14 protein-coding genes and 1 pseudogene are annotated in these 16,769 nt (G+C 56.1%); 8 read left to right on the top strand and 7 right to left on the bottom strand.

The genetic code is table 11. The annotated features are described in order from the left end of the window. Positions 1 to 35: 35 nt before the first annotated feature. Positions 36 to 926, top strand: coding sequence for a UTP--glucose-1-phosphate uridylyltransferase GalU (gene galU, locus PUN51_RS02760; protein WP_275179814.1), 891 nt, complete (start codon positions 36 to 38; stop codon positions 924 to 926). Position 927: 1 nt separating this feature from the next. On the opposite strand, the gene PUN51_RS02755 is transcribed toward galU, so the two are convergent. From PUN51_RS02755 to PUN51_RS02740, 4 genes are all read right to left on the bottom strand, one after another. Further along, the gene (locus PUN51_RS02755; RefSeq protein ID WP_275179972.1) at positions 928 to 1,341 is read right to left on the bottom strand and encodes a VanZ family protein; all 414 of its coding nucleotides are present in this window, start codon (positions 1,339 to 1,341) and stop codon (positions 928 to 930) included. Positions 1,342 to 1,633: 292 nt separating this feature from the next. Next, on the bottom strand, positions 1,634 to 2,230 hold the full coding sequence (locus PUN51_RS02750; RefSeq protein WP_275179813.1) for an LPXTG cell wall anchor domain-containing protein: 597 nt from the start codon (positions 2,228 to 2,230) through the stop codon (positions 1,634 to 1,636). 180 nt (positions 2,231 to 2,410) lie between these two features. After that, positions 2,411 to 4,276: a DUF4012 domain-containing protein gene (locus PUN51_RS02745; protein ID WP_275179812.1), complete on the bottom strand. Its 1,866-nt coding sequence runs from the start codon at positions 4,274 to 4,276 to the stop codon at positions 2,411 to 2,413. Positions 4,277 to 4,322: 46 nt separating this feature from the next. Beyond that, positions 4,323 to 5,717: a sugar transferase gene (locus tag PUN51_RS02740; RefSeq protein WP_275179811.1), complete on the bottom strand. Its 1,395-nt coding sequence runs from the start codon at positions 5,715 to 5,717 to the stop codon at positions 4,323 to 4,325. Positions 5,718 to 6,083: 366 nt separating this feature from the next. Here PUN51_RS02740 and PUN51_RS02735 point away from each other — a divergent pair, with 366 nt between their 5' ends. From PUN51_RS02735 to PUN51_RS02705, 7 genes are all read left to right on the top strand, one after another. Beyond that, positions 6,084 to 7,235, top strand: a complete 1,152-nt coding sequence (locus PUN51_RS02735; protein ID WP_275179810.1) for a glycosyltransferase — start codon at positions 6,084 to 6,086, stop codon at positions 7,233 to 7,235. A 1-nt stretch (position 7,236) separates the two neighbouring features. Further along, on the top strand, positions 7,237 to 8,334 hold the full coding sequence (locus PUN51_RS02730; protein WP_275179809.1) for a glycosyltransferase: 1,098 nt from the start codon (positions 7,237 to 7,239) through the stop codon (positions 8,332 to 8,334). Positions 8,335 to 8,336: 2 nt separating this feature from the next. Continuing rightward, entirely contained in the window at positions 8,337 to 9,407 is a 1,071-nt protein-coding gene (locus PUN51_RS02725; RefSeq protein WP_275179808.1) for a glycosyltransferase, read from the top strand. Beyond that, positions 9,404 to 10,555: a glycosyltransferase family 4 protein gene (locus PUN51_RS02720; RefSeq protein WP_308209014.1), complete on the top strand. Its 1,152-nt coding sequence runs from the start codon at positions 9,404 to 9,406 to the stop codon at positions 10,553 to 10,555. Before PUN51_RS02725 ends, PUN51_RS02720 begins: the two co-directional genes overlap by 4 nt. 179 nt (positions 10,556 to 10,734) lie before the next feature. Further along, a complete protein-coding gene (locus tag PUN51_RS02715) occupies positions 10,735 to 11,778 on the top strand; it encodes a hypothetical protein (protein WP_275179807.1) in 1,044 nt (347 codons plus the stop codon). Next, entirely contained in the window at positions 11,771 to 13,090 is a 1,320-nt protein-coding gene (locus tag PUN51_RS02710; RefSeq protein WP_275179806.1) for an O-antigen ligase family protein, read from the top strand. Before PUN51_RS02715 ends, PUN51_RS02710 begins: the two co-directional genes overlap by 8 nt. Then, a complete protein-coding gene (locus PUN51_RS02705; protein WP_275179805.1) occupies positions 13,071 to 14,300 on the top strand; it encodes a hypothetical protein in 1,230 nt (409 codons plus the stop codon). The genes PUN51_RS02710 and PUN51_RS02705 overlap by 20 nt, the downstream gene beginning before the upstream one ends. Before the next feature lie 671 nt (positions 14,301 to 14,971). Here PUN51_RS02705 and istB read toward each other — a convergent pair. From istB to PUN51_RS02695, 3 genes and pseudogenes are all read right to left on the bottom strand, one after another. Then, positions 14,972 to 15,714: pseudogene (gene istB / locus PUN51_RS02700) on the bottom strand (IS21-like element helper ATPase IstB). Next, positions 15,641 to 16,081: a Mu transposase domain-containing protein gene (locus tag PUN51_RS20800; RefSeq protein WP_374114911.1), complete on the bottom strand. Its 441-nt coding sequence runs from the start codon at positions 16,079 to 16,081 to the stop codon at positions 15,641 to 15,643. The pseudogene istB and the gene PUN51_RS20800 overlap by 74 nt, the downstream one beginning before the upstream one ends. Before the next feature lie 6 nt (positions 16,082 to 16,087). Next, positions 16,088 to 16,291, bottom strand: a complete 204-nt coding sequence (locus PUN51_RS02695; RefSeq protein WP_275179803.1) for a hypothetical protein — start codon at positions 16,289 to 16,291, stop codon at positions 16,088 to 16,090. Positions 16,292 to 16,769: the final 478 nt, after the last annotated feature.

Here is a 16,769-nt window from a genome sequence, read left to right as displayed (position 1 = left end):
GCCGTTTCGCCCAACAAATTTGTTAAGGTTCACCTATGACTACGGGGAAAGCTATTACCAAAGCCGTCATTCCTGCTGCCGGATTGGGAACACGCTTCCTGCCCGCAACCAAGGCAATGCCGAAAGAAATGTTGCCGGTGGTTGACCGCCCGGCCATCCAGTATGTGGTGGAGGAAGCGATCAACGCTGGCCTCTCGGACCTACTGATGATTACGGGCCGGAACAAGCGCGCACTGGAAGACCATTTCGACCGCGAGCCGGGTCTGGAAGCCGCCCTTGAGGCCAAGGGCGATAAAGACAAGCTGGGCATGGTCGAGTACGCCTCTAACCTCGGCCCCATTCATTACGTCCGGCAGGGCGAGGCCAAGGGCCTGGGGCACGCTGTCCTCTGCGCCCAGCAGCATGTGGGTGAGGAGCCTTTCGCCGTGCTCTTGGGGGATGACCTCATCGACGAGGCTGAGGACCTGCTGAGCACCATGATGGAGGTCCAACAAAAAACCGGCGGTTCCGTGATCGCCCTGATTGAGGTTGACCCGTCGCAAATCAGTGCTTACGGCTGCGCCGACATCTCTCCCGTGGAAGGCGCGGACTACGTACGCGTCAATAGCCTGGTGGAGAAGCCGACTGTCGGCGAGGCACCGTCCAATTTGGCGGTCATCGGCCGCTATGTGCTGCACCACAACGTTTTCGAGGTTCTGGACAAGACCGAACCGGGCCGTGGCGGGGAGATCCAACTGACCGACGCCCTTCAGACCCTTGCTGCCGCCGAGGGCGAAGGCTCCGGCGTTTACGGCGTGGTCTTCAAAGGGCGGCGGTACGACACCGGTGACAAGCTGAGCTATCTCAAAGCCGTCATTACCCTTGCGTCCGAGCGCGTTGAGTTTGGTGAAGACCTGAAGACCTGGATGAAGAGTTTCGTAGGTTAGATCAAGTAGCGGTGCTTTTGGGAGGCCTGCTGCCGAAAGGCGGTGGGCCTCCCATTTTCTTGACTAATGAGGCCAGAAGAGACCCGATGACAGCGCCTGACGTGTTCGTCACGATATCTGACGGGGTTGCAAAGCGGTCGTGAAGAAATAGGAGCTGCCCCAGCTCGATGCAGCCGGACACAAACATTCCGAACGCGCCTATTTGCCACCATAGTTTGTTTGGAAAAGCCAGGCCGGCTACGAAACCGACGGGAACGAAAAGGGCTACGTTCGCCGACGCCTCCACGAAATGGTAGTCAAACCAGCGGGGAAAGCCGTGATGCTGGAGGAAATTCAAAACCACTCCGAGCTGCCCCGAGACTGGCCGGTCTACTGGTATTGGCCAGAAGGCGACAAATGTAAGGGGCGCCGCCATGGCCGCGAGAGTCACCTGCCACAGCCGGTGGTTGTACAGGTGCCTCAAAAGGGCCTCAGGATGTCCGTAGAAGGGCGAATGCGGCCGCTGCCAGGGCACATGCCGCGAGTAGGACGAGGAGGGCGTAGCCCGTCACCTGTGGCCGGGGGAGTGGAACAGAAAAGTCGTATTCGCGTGGTGCTTTGCGCCAATGTCTCCCCATAGATCAAATAGATACCACATATAGCAAAGGTGGGTGCATCTCCGTTTCCGGAGATGCACCCACCTTCATTGGTGCTATGAAGCGTTGATGCTAAGCGGCAGCTTCGGCCTTCGCACGGCGTCGAACCACCACTACCGATGTTGCGCCAGCAGCCAGGGCGCCGGCGCCAACCAGAGTCCACAGAACCAAACCGGAGTCGGCGCCGGTGTTGGCGAGCTTGGCGCCCGAGTTCGCCACGGCAGAATTGCCGTTGGCAACAAGAGCTGCAGGTGTGACCTTGACTACGACCGGTCCGACAGTTACGCCAGAGGTATTTCCTGTTGCCGTGATGCTGTAGGTGCCGGGCTCATTGATCGTAATCGGCAGTTCCACTGCACCCTGGGCATTTGCTACCGCCGTGAGAGTCTGAGCCTCAGTGACGACGTTGATGCGCGCGGCTACTGCACGGCTGCCTGCGATGTTGGCTCCGTTCGAAGCAGGAGCCTGGCCGGGTGTGACGCGGATGGTGAGGGTCTCCCCAGCGAGGAAGCCCTGGCCACGGAAGACGAAAGATTCACCCGGGCCAACGGTGCCATCGGACACTGCTGCCTGTGGCGGAAGTGCCGGATAGGTTGCAGCCATTGCTGGTGCCGACCCGATTAGAGCGATGGAACCTGCAAGCGCGAGTGCGGCGAAAGTCTTCTTCATTTATGTCCCCCCGGAGACGTTTAATTTTTTTTGATACCCGATGTGGGGAAAGTCCCCTCCGCACGAGACCGTGTGCAGAACGACGGATAGATATCCCAAGGAAGACGCTACCACTTGCTGTTCCTTGTGAGCAATCTCAAGCCCTTGGGTTCACGCATTGTTAACTTTGCGGACCTACGCCTAGTGGCAGGGCGATATTTCAGTGGGCAAAGTCACGTCTTTAACGGGCTGAATGGAGGGCGTGACAAGTACGTTAGGTTCAGTGTGTTGAACAATTTTTCCAAAGGAAAACTCCACCGTTTTACTTTGTCCGGGTGCAAGCCGTTGAGATATGACCCCGACCGGACGGTTTGCATGTTGATGGGCTGCGAACTCGGTTCGCTGTCCGTCCTCCTTTGCCGATTCAATGTCCGACTGTACGGGCCCGTACGCAACGACGTTGGTCTGGACGGAGCCTGGCGGAACGCCGAAGGCGCCTGATCCTGTCACGTAGGCCGGGAGTGACGAACTGGCGTCAGCGGGAGCGGTGTTCGTGCTCACGACACGGACGGTCAACTGCTCGTAGCCGTCTACAGGGCACTCCTTGACGAGCTGGACGGTGCGCTTCACGTAGTAGTCCATCTTTGCTCCAGTACCGTCGTTGAAGTAGACCCCGAATTGTGCCGGTGAAATGCTCGGGCCCGAAACTGCCCCACTGACGGCATATTTGGCGATCACGGATTGTTCAGTGGAGTCATCTGACCAAACTAAGACACGCCCTTCTTCCGTTCCACGGGTAAGCCCAGCGATGAGCCCTTTCGCTTCACCCTTCCCGCTGGAGAGGGCAGAAAAAACCTCCTTTGCCACCCCAGCGAAGTAAGCATCCTGCAGTTTCGGCTGTTGGATCTTTGCATAGACATCCGACAGCAGAGTGGGCACAACATTGCTGCCAGTGAGCTCTGTAGGGAGGCCAGCTGCCGATATTGCTTCCCGCTCCGGCCCGGTTACTGAAACTGGCCCTGTGGATTGAAGAATGTAGCCGAGCACAACTGGATCGATGGACATGACGCCATCAACGCGCTGCCCTGTCTTCTTCTCCCACATCGCTTGGGCTGTAGCTGCCGCCGTAGGGAAGTCCGGTGTCAGGTTGACGTCCTGCATATATTTTCCGAGCCGCTTGGAGTAAATCTGTTCCTGTTGTGGGTCAACAGAGAGGCTGGGAGTCATCACGCCAACGTCGGCAGCGCTGCTCTGGGCGCTCAGACTCATGTGTCCGTTGTTGAACGTGAGTACAGCCAAGGCTCCTGGGATGCCTCCTGATGCTCGCGATTCGGCATTGTTTTGAATCATGAGTAGGTAGTTTCGGGATGCAGTTCCGCCGAGCATAGGCGGAGCCAGGCGCGACATGTCGGCCGCAACATCCAGCTTTCCTGAAACTTCCCGGAGTTCACTCCTTGTTGCCTGCAGTGGCTCGACTATCTGAGGTAGGAGAGAGCTGTCGTCAATTTGATTCAACCGATTTGAAGAAAGCTTCACGGCGTTGGACGCTGCACTCACGGTTGGTGATGCGTCTGCCAGTGGGCCAAGATCCATTCCAGCATTGCTCGGCATCAGGTGGTCCCAATTGAGGGACGTGTAGACCTTTACTAATGGAATTAGTCCCAAGGAAGCGACATCGTCCGCTGAGCGGGAAACCTCTGAGATGGCACTGAAGTTGTTGCCCAGCACCGGAATGGCTGAAGCTAGTGTCCACAGCGGCAGATCAGCCATGTCCTTGGCAGCGGAGGTTCGGTCTCGGATCCGTTCCGCGGTGAGCGCGGCATCCCCCTGTTGTGTGGATGTGACATCGACTTCAAGCGTTGGAATTAGTGCTGCTGCAGCACTAAGTTCGGACTTTATCTGTAAGGCCGTCGAAACTAGCCATGCGAGCCAACAAAGGCAAACACCAAAGATCCCCGTTATAATCCAGATGGTGATCTTCGCCCGTTGTCGGCGGCCCGGACGCTTGGTGCGCCGACGGTAATCAACGGTCCTCTTCGGCTCAACGTTAGGCACTTCAGGGGTCATGGTATGTGGTCCTTCTCTCAAGCGTCTAAGTAGGGGCGCGCGTCAGCTAGTAGGCTCCCGTGCTTTTGAAGACCGCTCGTGCAGTTTTCAATAGAATGACCAGGTCACCAGCGAGCGACCAATTCTCGACGTAGTACAAGTCAAGTCGAACCGAGTCCTGCCACGACAGATTTGATCGTCCGCTAACCTGCCACAGTCCCGTCAAACCGGGTTTGACCAGCAGGCGACGACGAACATCGTGCTCATAAACTTCGACCTCCTTTGGCAGGGGCGGCCGAGGTCCGACCAAGCTCATGGAGCCTGCTACAACGTTGAATAGTTGCGGAAGTTCGTCAAGGCTGTACTTACGGAGGATCTTTCCCACCTGCGTAACTCGGGGATCGTCCTTCAGCTTGAAAAGTACACCATTGCCTTCGTTGCGACCCTGCAGTTTCTCCAGGAGTAGCTCAGCGTCGACAACCATGGAGCGGAACTTCAGCATCTTGAATAGACTGCCCCCGATGCCCACTCTTTCTTGCCTAAACAGCACGGGTCCGGGACTTGACAGCTTGACCGTCAGCGCAATGAGCGCCATGGCAGGACAAGCAACAAGAATCAACATTCCCGCTGCAACAACGTCAAAAAGCCGCTTTGCAACCCGTTGCCCACCCTCCAACGTCGGAGTTGTCACATGGATCAAAGGCAGTCCGGCCACTTGTTGTGTGTGAATGCGCGGGCCTGCGATGTCCGTCAGTGCAGGGGCCATAATCAACCCCACGTTTTTTGATGCCAGAGCCCATCCCAAGTGCCTCAGTGTCTGCGGATGCAACTGAACGCCAGCGGAGACGGCGACTGCGTCTGCACCGCACCTCTCGATAGCGTCGAGGATTGAGGTTGTGTCGGTCTGATGACCAAGAACGTCTAGCTTCGACTCAGGCTCGGAGGTGATGCCGGGGTCGCCACCCGGCATGTATGCGGCGACAGGAAGATAGCCAGCATGACGTGCCTCTCTAAGAGTGGTCGCCAGATGGGCGATAGCACCCGGCCCACCCAGTATGAGCAACCGCGACATACTGGCGCCGCTCTGACGATTGACGCTCAGGTGTTGTCGGAGTAGCCACCTTGCGAGAATCAAACCAACTAACCCGACCGGCAGGGCGATACCGACATATCCCCGGGCTGTCTCGATTTGAAACACATAAGAGATAATGGCAATCAGGCCAAACAGCCACAGGGAAGCCGCTGTGATGCGTTTGTACTCATCGGGGCCGGAGCCCAAGATACGGCTTTGCCGGCTGTTCCATGCCCCGAGCATCAGCCACCAGGCGAAGCATAGTGCTGCTGAGAACCATAGGTAATTTGCTTCAACGCCAGCTTCGCCGGAGCTAGGCTCGAATCCGAACCTGATGACGTAGGCTCCGGCAACGGCCCAGATAATCACAAAACCGTCTACGAAGCGCAAAGCGCGTGACGTTCGTATACGCCAATCCACCAACGTCCCCCAAAAAAACCATGTGTTGCTTGTCTCAAGATCTCAAAAGACAGGGTACAGCTGCGAGCATAGGGAACCGTAACCGATGGAGCGCAGGCCGCTACACCGCTGGTTTGAAATTGGCGCCCGCACATCAGTTTCTGACATGATTCGCTACTGAGCGATGCCTTGCCAGGAGTCCCAGTCACTTGAGAGGCGGGGTCACGCGGTGAATAGGAAGCCTTACGGCCCCACTTCGCTGTTTTGCTTCTCGGCTCATCAATTGGTCTGAGCCGATTTTACGGAATAGGGCTCGCGCAGTCTAAGTCAATCAGGGGGTATTCCGTGCATCGGAACGTGGCAGTTATTGGAACAAGGGGCTACCCGAGCTACTACGGCGGATTCGAGACCGCCGTCCGGAGGCTCGCTCCATATCTCGCGGATGCGGGTTGGGACGTGACCGTCTATGGGAGGCCGGGGGCGACTAAAACTGACGATCCCTCTAGAGATATGCGTGTGAGGACTCACAATACGATTGGAATCGAATCCAAGTCGCTCAGCACGCTGTCCTTCGGTTTAAGTTCTGTCCTCCATGCGTGCTTAAAGAAGCCCGATGTGGTCCTGGTAATGAATGTAGCGAATGGATTCTGGCTTCCACTTCTGAAACTTAGGGGCATCCCGACCCTGGTCAACGTCGACGGCATCGAATGGGAACGGGCTAAGTGGGGACGCCTCGCAAAAGCACTCTTTCGGGCCGGCGCGCGTGCTACAGCCCGATGGGGATCGAGAATGATTTACGACGCGGAAGCCATAGCGAAACGCTGGGAAGACGAGTTTGGCCTTGACGGATTCGTAATACCCTACGGTGGTGACGACCCCGGGGTTCTTGAACCCGTGGAGGGTCTCAAGCCCAGAAGCTATGTCTTACTTGTCGCGAGGTTCGTGCCCGAAAATTCCGTACGGGAGTTCATCGAGTCCGTGCGTTTACTGCCCAAGAACATGCCTGTTGTAATAGTCGGGTCGTCTGGACATGGAGGGGAACTTGACGATGCTGTTGAGCAACTTGCGCGGGACCTTTCAAACGTACGTTGGCTGGGCCATGTCAACGACCATGAAAAGCTATTGGCCTTGTGGCAGCATTCGGGCGTCTACTTCCATGGCCACAGCGTTGGGGGAACCAACCCAGCGTTAGTGCAGGCAATGGCTTGTGGGGCTCCAGTAGTCGCTCGGGACACGATCTACAACAGGGAGGTCCTCCAGACGGCAGGTTGCTTTGTCGAGCCTGTCCCATCTTCTATCGCATCTGCAATTCGCGACGTTATGGGCGACACTGCTCGGCAGACCGAAATGTCGGCTGCATCGCGTACAAGGGCGGCGGCTGCGTACACCTGGTTTGACGTCTGTAAGTCATATGAAAGAGCCCTAGAGATCACACGTTCTGAGCAAACAAGACAACGGGACAGTAAGTTTGCCGTAGCAGCCCAGCGTACTGAGCAGGAACAAAAGTAACATGGACAAGAAAATTCTTGTAGATCAATACGCTCTTACCAAACTTGGTGCGGACAGGGGTCTAGGACGGTATACGGCTTTGCTGACAAGTGGAGCTGCACAATTACCTCATACGTCTGTGCATAAACTTCTGCCCACGGTAAAAGCCTCTCTCGTGCCTGAATTCATGCGAATTCAAGCAGATATTGCCAGCTCTGGACTGCCCAGGGAGGTCCCGTACCATGCGACCTCCGTTTATCACCTTCCCCTTATTAAATCGCGTCCTTGGATATGCTCTATCCAAGACGTCATAACCCTCGATCTAGAGGGATATAGTAGGTTCGGGATCAAGTCCCGGATTCTATTTTCGAATGCTCGACGTTCGGATCTTATTGTGGCAAATTCTTGGTACACAAAGCAGCGGGTAATGGAGACACTCCGGATTCCGGAAGAAAAAATCGTAACGTGTCCCTTGCCAGTGTCGGAAGTCTTTCATGAGCCGCCAAGTGTTCAGACGCTCGAACATGTGGCACACCTTCTCGAGGCTCATGACGTCGACATTTCCAGTCCATTCGTCGTCGCCCTCGCTGACCTTCGTACGCCTGACCCTCGAAAGCGATATCACTGGATAGCGGAACTGTCACATGGGTTGAAAGAGCTGAACATCCCAACGGTCGTTACAGGCAGAGGACTAGCCCAGGACGACTTTCCGAGCGCTACCGTGATCCAGTCTTTGACAGACGCCGAACTTGCGGCTCTGTATTCCAAAAGCATTGCCATGTACTATCCCAGCGCGTACGAGGGGCAGGGCTTGCCCCCGCAAGAGGCCATGGCGTCGGGCTGTCCTGTCGTTGCTTACAAAAATACATCTGTGCAGGAAGTTGTGGGGGCAAAAGAATTTCTTTTGGAGGACCCGATCCCTTGGGAGAAACAGTCTCTTGACATGCCGCTCCCCCGAAAAGCCCTTGATGAGGCTGTTGCAGCTATCCACCACTGGGCCGAGTCCCGACTAGAATTAGAAAACGCTAGGAAAAGGGCCAGAAATATGGCTCTGAAATATTCATATGATCGTTTTGCCGATGATTTGGCGAATGTTTATCGCCACGCTTTTGGAGCCTGAGCATGAAAATTGTACTGAATGACTTTATCGGTGTTCGAGGGAGGAGCGGCTCAAGTCGCGGTGCAAACTTGATCGCGGAAGTCGCTAAGCATGAAGCTGGTAACGTCAGCGTTCTTCGCCCCGCGGGGGAGCCTCGGGGAAGGCTCTTCCGTCTCTGCAACATGCTTGCATGGGATTTCCTTATCGTCCCGCTTCGGGCCCGTTCCCAAAACGCTGATGTGCTAATTCATGCCACCAACACTGGTGCGGGATTTGGAAAAACCAGGTCGGTGGTTGTTGTTCATGACACGATGGTCTTGGATCATCCTCAGTTGTTCAACCGGTTCTTTGTGGCTTATGCGCGGGTTTGCATTAGCTTCTCCGTCAAAAGGGCGGACCTAGTAGTCACTCCGTCTAACCACAGTAAACGCAGGATTGAAGCGAGATGGCCGGGAGCGCGGGTCAAAGTAATCCCATGGCCCGCATACTCCGATTCAATCAATGAGAAGCATGTGGGAACTCCGCTCCCAAATCGACCTGAGTCTCTAGACATTCTTGTTGTTTCATCCATGGATAAGCATAAGCGATTGCCTTTGGCTATTCAGGCGGTACAGGCCGCCCGCTCTGAATCAGGGCGCAATTTTAGACTTATTTTTGTCACGCGGCAGGGAAATGACTCGCAGGCCTTCGATGCCTCTCGAATCCAGGCTGACCCAGAGCACCAGTGGATTGTAATTCGCACCGGAATTGATGACTCAGAATTGAGCACGCTATATCGTCGTTCATTTTGCGTGTTGGTACCGTCCCTGGATGAAGGTTTCTGCCTGCCGGCGCTTGAAGGGTGTGTCAGCGGAGTCCCCGTGGTGCATGCCAACCGAGGTGCCTTGCCTGAGGTGATCCCGCGCGCTGGAGCGCAGCGGGTAAACCCGGAAGAAGATTTAGTCGATCTAAAGATGCAGCTCTTGGAACTGCTGGACGACAACCACTGGCGAACTACGCGGGACGCAGCTCGCGAGCATGCGGCACGCTTCACGAAGTCGGAATTCGCGAGTAACTGGACGTCAGCACTCAGCATGCTCGGGTTCGACAAATGAAAGTTACGATCGTCCATGGAAGCAATGACACCTATGGAGCTAGCCGGGTACTCCTACAGGAAGTAGACAGCCTTCTTGCTCTAGGGCATTCGGTTCACGTTCTTGTGCCAAATGGAGGCCCTCTGCAGAGAGAGATCGACGCCCGCGGAAGTGGCGTTCAGCTGACTATCGAACCCAAGTTGCTTGTCCTTCGACGGTCCAACTGGAAGGACTCACTCAAGTTTCCTGGATTGCCATCTGCAATGAAGGAAGCCGATGTGGTCGTAGTGTGGACGCTGGGAATGGCAGGCTACATTCCCTTGCTTAGACTTGCTCGCAAGAAGTTCTACGTTTCAGTTCACGAACTTCTCGAGGACAATCGCGCGAGGACGGTTTTCAAGCACCTTTTGAAGGGTGCTTTTCCTGTAACGGCTTGCAGCCGGGCAGCAGCTGATTGGTTGACGTCTCTGGGGGTTACACCGTCTCGCATCACGGTTACATACCCTGTGCTTCCTGACGGTCCATCAGACAGAGATACCAATCCCTGCCGAGAGGGTAGATCCGGAACGTTCACAGTAGCCGTCTACGGCAGGTTGAACGGGAGTAAAGGCCACCTGGAAGTAGCCCAAGCTTTTCAAGAACCATGCATGGGGGATCCTAGTTGGCGCTTGATTCTGGCTGGAGCTCCGTTCCCGGGGCAGGAAAATGCCTTGGATGACGTTCTCAGATTAGTGGATAAGGATCCGCGCATTTCCTACATAGGCGAAGTTGCCTCGCTGCTTGAACTTACCGCTGATTTGGATTTAGTAGCCCTGTTTCCGAAAAAACCTGAGTCGTTTGGTCTCGTTCCAGTTGAAGCTTGGTCGTATGGGATACGTAGCATCGGATACGCTCTAGGAGGAGCGGCCGAAGTACTGCCTCTCGTAGGTGGCGCCGTGGTCCCGAATAACTCTCCTGAAGTGCCCAATATCGCCCACGCGCTGATTGCCATGCGGGAAGACTGGGGCAATCTTCAGGGATTACCAGAAAGCGACCAAGTCCGCCCCCGACTTTCCTTTCAAAACCGCGTCGCACAGGTATCATCAGTGCTCGCTATGTTTGACCCACTAATGGCGGGTCGGGGAATCGAGCAAACGAACCTGCCGGCGACTTCGTCTGATCCGTCGTAATGGACCCGCGAGAATCTTTGCCGGAGGGACCATACGTTATTCTCGGTGGCCCGCCTTTTGAACTGTCAGCGAATCAGACATCTTTGCAGATGTTTGATGCCATCGGTCAAGAACAGCCTGTTCTATACGTCTGCAGGCGCTTCCAGGGCTCAGCTCTACGGCGCCTTATAAAGGGTCCGTTGGGAAAAACCAGCAGCCAACTTCAGCCTGGATTACACAAACTCGATGACAACCGCCATCTCCTTGTATTGCCGCTGATCGTGGACGTCTTGCCGATGACATATCCGGAAGTCTCACGACGGCTGGTTCAGCTCATCATAAAGAGAACGCTCTCGAAGTCCTTTGCAAAATTAGCTTGGTCTGAGCCGGTGCTCGTTGCTTATTGGTGGATGTTTCCAGAACTCACTGCCGGAAAGATTTGGCGGTTTCGGATTTTCGACGTGATTGACCGACATTGGGGATATGCCTACGAGAAAAATGATAAGATCCGAAATCGGAATTTTGCCCTGGCAGTTGAAACAGGGCGAGCTGCCAACAAGGTTCTGGCGGTGTCAGAGAGCCTGACGGCTGAATTGGCGGACCAGGTTTCCGTGGATGTTTTGCCGAACGCAATTGATCTGTCACGAGTCGCGGGGGTCGTTTCCCGATACCCGAAAACTCGGATGAGAACTGCAGTTTATGCAGGGGGGTGGAACGAGCGCCTCGACGTAAATCTACTCCTTAAATTAGTCGAGCGAAATCCGACTTGGAACTTTCACTTCCTTGGGGCCAGTGCTGACTCGAGATTTGTAGACTTTGACAATGTCCGATTTTTTGGCGATGTTTCCTATGACATTGTTATCAGTGAACTGTCCCAAGCCCAAATTGGCCTTGTTCCTTTCGTTTCAAATGCATATACCGAGTCTAGTAACCTTCTTAAGGTACTTGACTATCTTGCCACCGGCGTGGTTATCGGTTCAACGAAGTTAGTCAGCTTGACCCCATGGGCAGATAAATACCCCTCACGATTCAAGCTACTTGGATCTCTTGACGAGTGGGATTCGTTTTTTGCTTCTGCCGAGGATCTATGCGAGACGGAAGACCATGCCTATGCCGAGCCCGATATGATGCAGTACAGTACAGCGAGCCGCGCTAGGGCGCTGGTATCGAGTCCAGGCGTGGTGGACGCTCCGGTTTTCCCTGACCGAGATGCCGCCAATACGAGAAGAGCTAAGCTTGACTGATTTGAGTGCTGCATTCGCCTTTGCCGCAAGCGTCGTCGTGGCGGTCTTCTTCGTCTCCTCGAATGTTCGACTCGCTTTTCTGGTTATCTGTGCCACTTTCGTTACGAGGCCATCCGTTTCTCTGGCCGGCTTCAGTATTCGGTTGGAGCTAATAGTCGGTTTGCTTTGCCTTATGCGCATCATTCACGAGTCGTTGTCAAAGCGACGCACGACTATAAGTCCCGCTGTCAAGTGGTCGATGAGCTGCATCGCCGGGTGGCTTTTGTTTGCCGGTATTACTTCTTTAAATGTTCCTCCGATGCCACAGAAGTCAATTTCTGTTCTTATGTGGTGCGCCCTGAATGTGATCACCGCGATATGGATTGCGAGGACACCGGGCATCTGGTACACCCTTATTAGAGTAGGGTCAGTAGCGGCCCTGATTGTATCCATTTTGGCCATTGTCTTTTGGGTAGCAGCTAGTTCTTTCTTATTCAATTACGGTGTGCAGTCGGATCCTGCTTACGGTGGCTTTGCCGCATACGGCTTTTCTATTGAAGCAAATATTCTTGGTGGTCTGCTTTGTCTCTGGGCGTTAGTGGCCGTTTACAACCCACTGAACGCCGTACCAAACCGAGTCAGGATCTTACTGGCGGCGATTGTTCCCGTAGCGATCTTGGCCACCCATACACGTGCCGCTTTAGTTTCTTACGTTATTGGACTTGTAGGATGCCTATTGTTCCGGGCCAGGGCGAGAAGAGTAGCTGCTGGTTCGGCAGTGCTGGGCGGCATCGCGGCTGCCTACCTATTGCTCACAGGTTCTGATAGGGGTCTCGACAAGTTTTTCAACGTATTTGATATCAGTGGCGGAACGGGCGGTCTGCGTTACCGTGTAAATAACATTGCTTTGGAAGAATGGTGGTCGTCCAGCAACCGAATCATCGGTTTAGGGTGGAACAGCTTCGGTCAACGCCACATCGACGATACTCAGCCGCACCTTCTTTTGCCCGGGTACATCGGTAACCTACCAGTGCAAATTGCCTATGACGGTGGCTTGATCGGCGTCGCTTTGGTTGTCTTGGCCGCCACCGTGGTGGTAACTCAGGTCATACGTCAACGCCGTGCTGACCTATTGTGTATTTTCGCAATCCCATATTTTGCATTCTCGATAGCCACAAGTGCTCTGTGGCTGCTGGAGACCTGGGTATTCGTGGGGTTAGCGTGGGGCTTGTGCTCGAGTGCTGGCAAGACCGCCGTTTCAAAAGCCATTTTGAGCGCTCGCTCATTTAGGCCAGTTGCTAGGGGGGACATAGTTGCGCGCCAAGTTCTTTAAGGACGGGGCCTTCCTCCTCGCAGCCGAGTTCGTATCCCGTCTCCTTGCCTTCTCAGTATCCTTCGTGTTAGCCCGGAGAGTTGGCTTAGATGCGTTAGCGGTTTTGACCCTCGCGCAGTCAATTGTTGCTTATGCCACGGTCGCCGGGGACGCGGGCCTGGGCACAGAAGCGGTGCGGCGAATAGCTAGTGGGGAAAAATACCGAGGCGTGGTTCAGCAAACGGCACGTCTTCAGGTCGCGTTTGCGCTCGTAGCTAGCATAGTTGTTGTCCCACTAGCGATGCTGCAGACGAATTCGCTCGTCGCCATCGGTATAGCTGTCATGCCAGTGCTTGTCGCTGCGTCCGCAACTTACGTTCTGCAGGGGCGGCTAGATGCTAAAGGTCTGGCTATTTCTCGGGTTCTAGGGAACACAACGGTCGGGGTGTCCGGGATCAGCATGGCTCTGATGGGACTTCCGCTGTGGGCGATAGCAAGTTCCTACAGCCTCGGAGCATTTGTTTCGATGGTGTTCGTAAACAACCGTGCGGGCATTGGCGCTGCGGAGATTTTCGGTAGAGTGCCATGGCAGGTTCTCGGCTCGGGGGGCTCAAAGTACTTGGCATTGGCCACTTACACCATCATTCTCCACGGTTATTCTTCGTGCCTCATCATCATGGCGCAAAACTTTGGGGGAAGTTCGCTCCTAGTCGACGTGGCCTTGGCAACGCGTGTTCTTTTGTTACTGGTCATTCCTTCTCAACTGTTGGGCTCGCTCCTCTTGCCCAGATATTCACGCGCAGTCGTTTCTTTACCGAGGCTGTGTGGGCACATGATGTCTGCTCTTCTAGTCGGCGGGTTGATAACACTCTTCGTGCATCTCTTTGCGGGGTGGTTCGTGCCGCTTATGTTTGGGCAAGAGGCGATCGGCAGCGTCGGGACAGTCGAGATGATCTCAGTTCAAGTTCCCCTTTCACTTGCGAGTACAGTGCTCGTCACTTTTTTTCTAGCCTCCGGCCGGTTCAAGACCGTCGCTTTCACATATGCTGCGGCATTATGCGCACAGTTGAGTCTCGGTTATTTCCTGCGGGACTCTCCCTCGAACATGTTCGTTGTTGCGCTGGTCCTAAGTGAGTGGATCTTTGTCCTTTTGTTGCTGCTGTCGCTTCTACTGTCAGTTCCTGGACGGGCGCCGAAAAGCGCGGAGGTTAGGGTGACTGCAAGAGTTTGAAAGATATAGGTGCGTGGAGACTTCAGCGACGAACTGAGGCTGTCGGTTAGGGATGGGACAACGAGGCCACCAATGCACCTTCGGTGCTCATGCCCCGCCGCTGTAATGTACCGAGAAGAGAGGTCGGGCTTGCTGGGTTTCCGTCCCGGCCAGTCGATGCGCGATCACCGCATCGGTGCAAAAAAGCGTTGCCGCAGGGGGACGCGTGTTTTCCTTCGTTCTCTTATCGTTGGCTCGCTTCCGACAGTGAAATTCTGGAACGGTTGCATGCGTCTTATGACCGACTAATCGAAAGCCAGCCATCGACCCCGTAGGTACTACCTCCGACTTGGCACTGGGGCTCCTGCTGTATTTTCTGGTCTTGTCGAGAGCCATTGAGGGCGGTTCATGCCTGGGGTTAGTGGACGAGTTCGTCATCACCCAGTCGACCAGCGGGCCACGACAGCTTATTGTTCAAAGTCTGCTCCTGGTGCTATAGGACCGGAAAACGGGCTGACTGCTGCCTGGGTGCATCTAAGTGATGAGCAGCGTTTGAGATCGTCAGCTGTAGCACAGCAGCTGGGTGTCAGCGATGGTCGAAAAGTGAGCCGTTTCACGGGCTGAAAAGTGTGGCACTTTGACGTTGGTTATTCTGCGGCATTTTCCGGTCTTGTCGAGGGCAACGAGTCGACCTAAGTGTGTTTGAGGCGGTAGCTGGAGCCCTCGAGGGTGATGACTTCGGCGTTGTGGACGATGGAGTCGATCATGGCCGACTCGACGACCTGATCTCCAAAAACGTCGCCCCAGCGGGCGAAGGGCGAGTTTGAGGTCAGAATCAGCGAGGCGTGTTCGTAGCGCGATGAGACCAGTTGGAAGAACAGGTTTCCGGCGTCCTGCTCGAACAGGATGTAGCCGACTTCGTCGACGATGATCAGTCCGTAGCGGCGCAGCCTGACAAGTTCCTGGGGCAACCTGCCGTTTTGGTGGGCTGCCTGGATCCGGGCGACCCAGTCCACGGCGGTCGCGAACAGGACGCGGTGACCGAGCTGGGTGGCCCGCAGGCCCAGTCCGGTGGCGAGGTGTGTTTTGCCGGTGCCGGCGGTCCGAGCAGGACGACGTTGGACGCTTCGGTGAGAAACGCGCCGGTGATAAAATGCGCAATGGTGTCGCGTTTGAGGCCTAGCTGGTGATCGAAGTTGAAGTCCTCGAGTGATTTCCAGGCCGGGAACCAGCTGCCCGGGCCGTTAGTTCGGCGCCGGAGGCTTCCCTGGCTGCAACTTCCCGGGACAGGACCGTGGCGAGGTATTCCTCATGGGTCCAGCCCCCCCTCACGGGCTTGGTCCGCGAGCCGGGTTGCTGCGTCACGGATCCGGGGTGCCTTCATCACCCGGGAGTAGGACTCGATCCGGCCAGTCGTTTCTTTGGCTTCGGGCATCAGGCGACCTGCCCGTCGTCGAGGACCACGCCGAAGGCGCGGTCGTAGTCCGCCAGGTCCCGCAGCCCGGTTGTTTCGCCCACAGGTGGAGGGGTTTGGAAGGCCTTCCGCAGTGCCCTTGCCGTCTCGGCGTGAGCGGGGTCGGTGATGGTCCGGCCGGAGCCCCAGGACCGAAATGCGTGCCGACGGGTCTGCCGTCCAGGCTGATCGTTGCGGTTGTCAGATTGGCGGCGACGTCGACGAAGCGGCCGATGGCCTGCTGGTGGACGGAGTAGTCGTTGGATCCCATCCTGACGCAGTGGTCCCTCGGCAGCCGAACCCTTGCGGTGAAGCCGGCGCCCGGTGGAACCGGTGGCAGCGCCAGCATGGCCGCCTAATCTGCTGTGAGCAGGTCCGACGGGCGCGCGCCGATCCGCCTGACGAGCCGGGCGTTAGCCTTCGGCAGCCACTGGCCCAGCTGATCGTTGAAGTCTTCCGGAGAGGCGAAGATCCGGCCCGGCGGGAACGCGGGCTCCAGGAACTGGTTGGCCCGCTCCAGTACGCCCTTGCTCTCCGGGTCGTAGGGTTTGAAAAGCACGTTCGGGTAGCCAGAACCCCGGCGAAGGCCGTGACTCCGGGCCCATAGCTGTTCCGCCGGCCGATGCCCGTTTCGTTGCCCAGATCAGCCGCCGCGGAACCGCACCCCGGGAGCGCGTCAGCTCCCACATCCCAGCCAGCAGATTTCCGGTCATCCGGGATGGGATCGTTCGGGCCATGATGAACCGTGAATGCGAAGAGATCACCAGCACCGGCTAGACCTTGGCTTTGCCGACACCGACTGGTATCCGCACTTGCGGGAACCACAGATCGCACTGCGCCTGATCACCGGGATCATACGAGATGCGGTCAGCAGGATCAGCCGGGGCATACTCCGGCCGGATTCTGGCAACGTTTTCCCGGAAGCACGCCGGGGACCCAGACCAGCCAACCCGTTCAGCCAACACCGTCCCGGGCATGCGCGGGTTCTCCACTAGCAGCGCACGAATTACCGGCTCCGCAGCCTCGATCCCGGAGTC

Origin of the sequence: Arthrobacter sp. NQ4, from assembly GCF_029077345.1 — a bacterium.
Classification (GTDB): Bacteria; Actinomycetota; Actinomycetes; order Actinomycetales; family Micrococcaceae; genus Arthrobacter.
The sequence above is the reverse complement of the archived record's forward strand: the minus strand, read 5'-3'. Positions and strand labels throughout refer to the sequence as shown.